This window comes from Actinomadura sp. WAC 06369, from assembly GCF_003947565.1.
Lineage (GTDB): Bacteria > Actinomycetota > Actinomycetes > Streptosporangiales > Streptosporangiaceae > Spirillospora > Spirillospora rifamycini.
The window spans coordinates 1-4,031 of sequence record NZ_QHJN01000318.1 but is presented as its reverse complement, the minus strand read 5'-3'; the positions used below and the strand labels follow the sequence as shown (position 1 = coordinate 4,031).

At 70.1% G+C, this 4,031-nt stretch carries 6 protein-coding genes; 3 read left to right on the top strand and 3 right to left on the bottom strand.

Annotation, left to right across the window (positions count from 1 at the left end):
* Positions 1-137 precede the first annotated feature (137 nt).
* Positions 138-503 (bottom strand): hypothetical protein, encoded by a 366-nt coding sequence (locus DMH08_RS38890; protein WP_125621251.1) that lies wholly within the window; start codon positions 501-503, stop codon positions 138-140.
* A gap of 81 nt (positions 504-584) precedes the next feature.
* Here DMH08_RS38890 and DMH08_RS38885 point away from each other — a divergent pair, with 81 nt between their 5' ends.
* Entirely contained in the window at positions 585-842 is a 258-nt protein-coding gene (locus DMH08_RS38885) for a winged helix-turn-helix domain-containing protein (RefSeq protein WP_125621249.1), read from the top strand.
* Positions 843-1,116: 274 nt separating this feature from the next.
* On the opposite strand, the gene DMH08_RS38880 is transcribed toward DMH08_RS38885, so the two are convergent.
* The gene (locus tag DMH08_RS38880) at positions 1,117-1,878 is read right to left on the bottom strand and encodes a hypothetical protein (RefSeq protein ID WP_125621247.1); all 762 of its coding nucleotides are present in this window, start codon (positions 1,876-1,878) and stop codon (positions 1,117-1,119) included.
* A gap of 176 nt (positions 1,879-2,054) precedes the next feature.
* Here DMH08_RS38880 and DMH08_RS40670 point away from each other — a divergent pair, with 176 nt between their 5' ends.
* Together DMH08_RS40670 and DMH08_RS38875 are read left to right on the top strand one after the other, a co-directional pair.
* Positions 2,055-2,222: a hypothetical protein gene (locus tag DMH08_RS40670; protein WP_158642470.1), complete on the top strand. Its 168-nt coding sequence runs from the start codon at positions 2,055-2,057 to the stop codon at positions 2,220-2,222.
* A gap of 480 nt (positions 2,223-2,702) precedes the next feature.
* Positions 2,703-2,936, top strand: a complete 234-nt coding sequence (locus DMH08_RS38875; protein WP_034516179.1) for a hypothetical protein — start codon at positions 2,703-2,705, stop codon at positions 2,934-2,936.
* Between the two features lie 81 nt (positions 2,937-3,017).
* Here DMH08_RS38875 and DMH08_RS38870 read toward each other — a convergent pair.
* A partial coding sequence (locus DMH08_RS38870) for a carbonic anhydrase (RefSeq protein ID WP_325052988.1) occupies positions 3,018-4,031 on the bottom strand: 1,014 nt, incomplete at its 5' end.

Here is a 4,031-nt window from a genome sequence, read left to right as displayed (position 1 = left end):
GGGTGGGGCGGCCCTGGGGCACACGAAGGCCCCCGCACCTCGGGGGGAGAGCTGGTCCAGGTGCGGGGGCCGGTCGGGCCGCGGCCCCGGGACTTACCGCGCATCGTGCCCGGGGCCGCGGCGTCTATGGGCGCCGGTCAGACGGTGAGGCCGGTCCCGGGTTCGAGGGGACCTCGGAGAGCGACCCGCGAGGGCCGCTCGTCCTCGGCCTCGTCGGCGAGCAGCCGGGCCGCGATGCGGGACGCTGCCAGGTCCACATCGTTCGCTCGCGCGATGCGTGCGCCCCAGCTCGTGAAGAACCAGAGGACGCCGTTGTCGGGGCGGCAGGTGATGGTGTCCGCGGGTTCGGGCGAGTTCTCGCAGCACCCGTCGGCGAACGGGTTCTTTACGCATAGGCCGTCCGGCTTGATCGCGAGGTCGAGCCGGTAGAACTCAAGCCGCCGCATCAGGGCGGACAGGCGGGCGTGTTCTCGGGCGTGGGGCGTTTCCCGTGGTGGTGTCATGCGGGCAGTGTAGAACTCTATGAACTTCTATGGACTGCCCTGCGAGTTTATGCAGGTCAGCAGGGGTCTACGTTCCTCGGTATGGGCGAGGACTATCCGATTGAGTGGGACCCGACCCGCTACCGGTATGAGCAGATCGCCGACCACATCGCCGAACGAATCGCCTCGGGCGCCATCCCGCCCCGCGCTGCCCTGCCGGCTATCGACCGGCTGGCGGCCGAGTACGGCGTCGCGCGCATGACGATCATCCGGGCAACCGAGATGTTGCAGGAACGCGGCCTCGTCCGGGTGCTTCGTGGTCGAGGCACGTTCGTCGTCGACCCGGACGACGCCGGGTAGGGCTGCACCTGCCTCAAGGCGGGTGCAGGTCGTGACGGAATCCGTGACGAAAAGCGGCCACCGCCGGCGTCGTGTCTGCCATGGCAGACACGGGCCTGCCCGTCCCGCGCACACGGGCCGGACTTACCTCCGGGGGTCTCCATAGCGTGGAGACGGGTTGCCCGCGTCTTACGGGTGACTGCCCATGACCTGCGTCACGCACCGCCGGACGCACGTACGCCCCCGCCGCTTGGACGGGGGCGCAAGGTGCGAACAGTGTCCGCACCTACCGCAGCTACGGCCGCGCGGCGAGGTACTCCGTGACGATCTCGGTCCGGCCGGTGTCGAGCAGCTCGAAGCCGACCCGGAGGACGTCCTCCTTCGGCAGGCCGCCGGTCGCCTTGACGAGGTCGATCATCGCGGCGAGGATCCTCGCCGCCTGGGCGTGTCCGAACTCCTCGATCAGGTGGGCCTTGAGCCACTCCCACAGCTCGTCGAGGTCGTCCCGCTCCTCGGGGGTGTTGACCGGCGCAACGGCCTTCTCGTCCTCGGCGTCGAACACGGTTCGCGCGGCCGACAGTGCCTTGCCCACGGCGCTGAGCGCCCCGGGGACGCCCTCTCCGTCCGCGACCGCGCCCCGCAGGGCGACGAGCGCGACCGTGACGTTGTCGAGGACCTCGGCGGCGCGGACGTCGCCAGCGGCCTCGCACTCGTCGGCGGCCTCGGCGAACCGGTCGGCGAGCTTCACCAGGCGCCCGGCCGGGCGCCCGTCGACCGCGACGCTGCAGTAGGTGGCGGTGCCGGTGGTGAGGACGTTCGCCGCGGCGGCCCGGACGGTCGCCCGGTCCCCGCCCGGGTACGCCCCGGGGACGGACGGCAGGACGGGCAGGGCGACGTGGAGCGTGCAGGCGAAGACCTGCGTGCCGTTCACGGTGCCGGCCGGGACGCTGGGGACGTGCCCGCCGGTCGCGGTGAAGTCGAGGCCGCAGACGACGCACGCGAGCCCGTCGCGCTGTTGCTCATCGAGTGCGGCGGGGGTGAAGCGGATACCCTTCATGTGATTGGACCTCGCTGTCCGATCGAGGCCCCGAGGTTCGCGCGTGGTGGTGTCGACCTCGGGGCCGTCCGTATCCGGCATCGCTGCAGGCGGTACCGAATTAATGCCATTGCACAATATGGGCATGTCCGACTTGCAGTCAAGCCCTTTACCCCTGGTCGGGCTAGGATCCTGCCATGGCAGAAAAGAAGCGCGGACGTCCGGCGACCGGCAAGACCCCGAACCGTACGGTCCGAGTCCCGGACGAGGTCTGGAACGAAGCGAAGAAGAAGGCCGACGCGGAGGGCAAGAACGTCTCGGACGTCGTCAACGACTGCCTACGCGCCTACCTCCGGAAGAAGTAGCCAGAGCATCAGAGAGCCCACCCCCGGCATGGTTCGGGCGGTGGGCTCTCCGTTGTGCGGCAGGCGTCTGGGGGCGGAACCGGGCGCGCTCAGTTCCGCCGTAGTTCCGGGCAAGGTTGTCTAGGTGTGGCGACCGTTGGCAATCAACGACAGACAAAAAGCCTGGTCAGAGGGCATGGCGGGGAATCGTCCGAGGTCAGGAATCCGGGGGCGGATGAACCCGGCTTACAGGCCGACTCGTCCACCCCCCGCTGTTCGTGAAATTCCAAGTCGGCCGTGTGGGGCCGGTCTGGGGCGTTGGCTTGCCCGGGGCTGGGATGTGCGGGGAATCGGGTGGGGATGTAAGAAACCGACGGTTTAGGGTCACACGACACAGTGGGGCGGAAACAGCGCGCTTAACGTCCTGGTATGGAGCCGGTCGACCTCGATCGGCGACAGGCGGCGGGGCCGCGGGGACGGGTCCCGTGGAGAGGAGCGCAGATGTTCATCGCGTTCACGATCTTCGTGCTCGGTGCGGCGGCGGTGACGGTGGCGGCGGTGCTGTGGAGCTTCGCGCGGGCCAGTCGGCGGGACGCGCTGTTCCTGCCCGCGAGCGACCGGAGCGCGCGGCTGGCGCGCCGGGTGACGGGGATGTACGTGCGGGACGACCAGCAAGGACGGGACCAGCGGCAAGGACGGGACGCCGGGCGCGAGGGCGAGCTCGTCGGACGCTGAAGGCGATGGTGAGGGCGCCGCGTGGCGGTGCGGCGCCGAAGGGCATGGGCCGCCCGCGCGGGACGGCCCATGCGTGCAGGGTCACGAAGGGGTTCGCGTGTCCTGCCGGTCGCCGGCGGGGACCTCGCCCGGGACGGGGGCGAAGGTCCCCGTCGCGCGGTCGAGGATCTCGACGTTCGCGGTCGGCAGGTCCAGGTAGAGGCCCACGAGCTCGATCTCGCCGGACTCGACGCGGTGCTCCAGCCACGGGTGGGTGAGCAGGTTGTCGAGCTGCTGGATGACGTTGATCTTGCACAGGTGGACGAGCGGGCTCTGGTTCGCGGCGAGTTCCGTGCCCAGGAAGCGGGCGATGCTGTGCCGGCCGTGCTCCAGCCACCGGGTGAGGTGGTGCAGGTGCTTGACCTCGGTGCCGCCGGCGAGCAGGGCGGCCATGGCGCCGCAGTTGGCGTGCCCGCACACCGTGATGGTGCGGATGTCGAGGACGTTGACGGCGTACTCGACGGTCGCCATCACCGAGTCGTCCGCCGGGTAGGCGCCGTGCCGGGGGACGAGGTTGCCGACGTTCCGGTTGATGAACAGGTCGCCGGGCCCGCTGGCGGTGATGATGTTCGGCACCACGCGCGAGTCGACGCAGGTGATGAACAGGTTCTGCGGCTTCTGCTCCATCGACAGCTCGGCCATGATCGGACGGACGAGCGGGGCGGTGCTGTCGTGGTACCTGCGGACGCCCGCGAGCAGCAGGTCGCTCGCCGGGAGGTGCCCGGAATCTGATGGGGAATCGGAGCTCGGCCGGTCCGCCCACGGCGCCCACCAGGGCGTCTGCGGCGGGGTCTTGCCGGGCGGGGTCGTGTCTCCTGTCACCGCTCTTTCATACCAAGCCTCGTGAACCTCGTCGATGTCGACCCTCCCGCCCTGCCGTTCGTGGGCGAGACGCCACTGGTGGACGGCGTCGAACGCGGCGTGGTCCATGAAGTCGACGTTGAGGTCGAGGTCGACGTTGGAGCCCGCGGGGATCTCCTGGAGCCGCGCGGTGACCTTCGGGACGCCGAGGAACGTGAACGTCCCCTGGACGACGACGTGCCAGCGGGGCGGGGC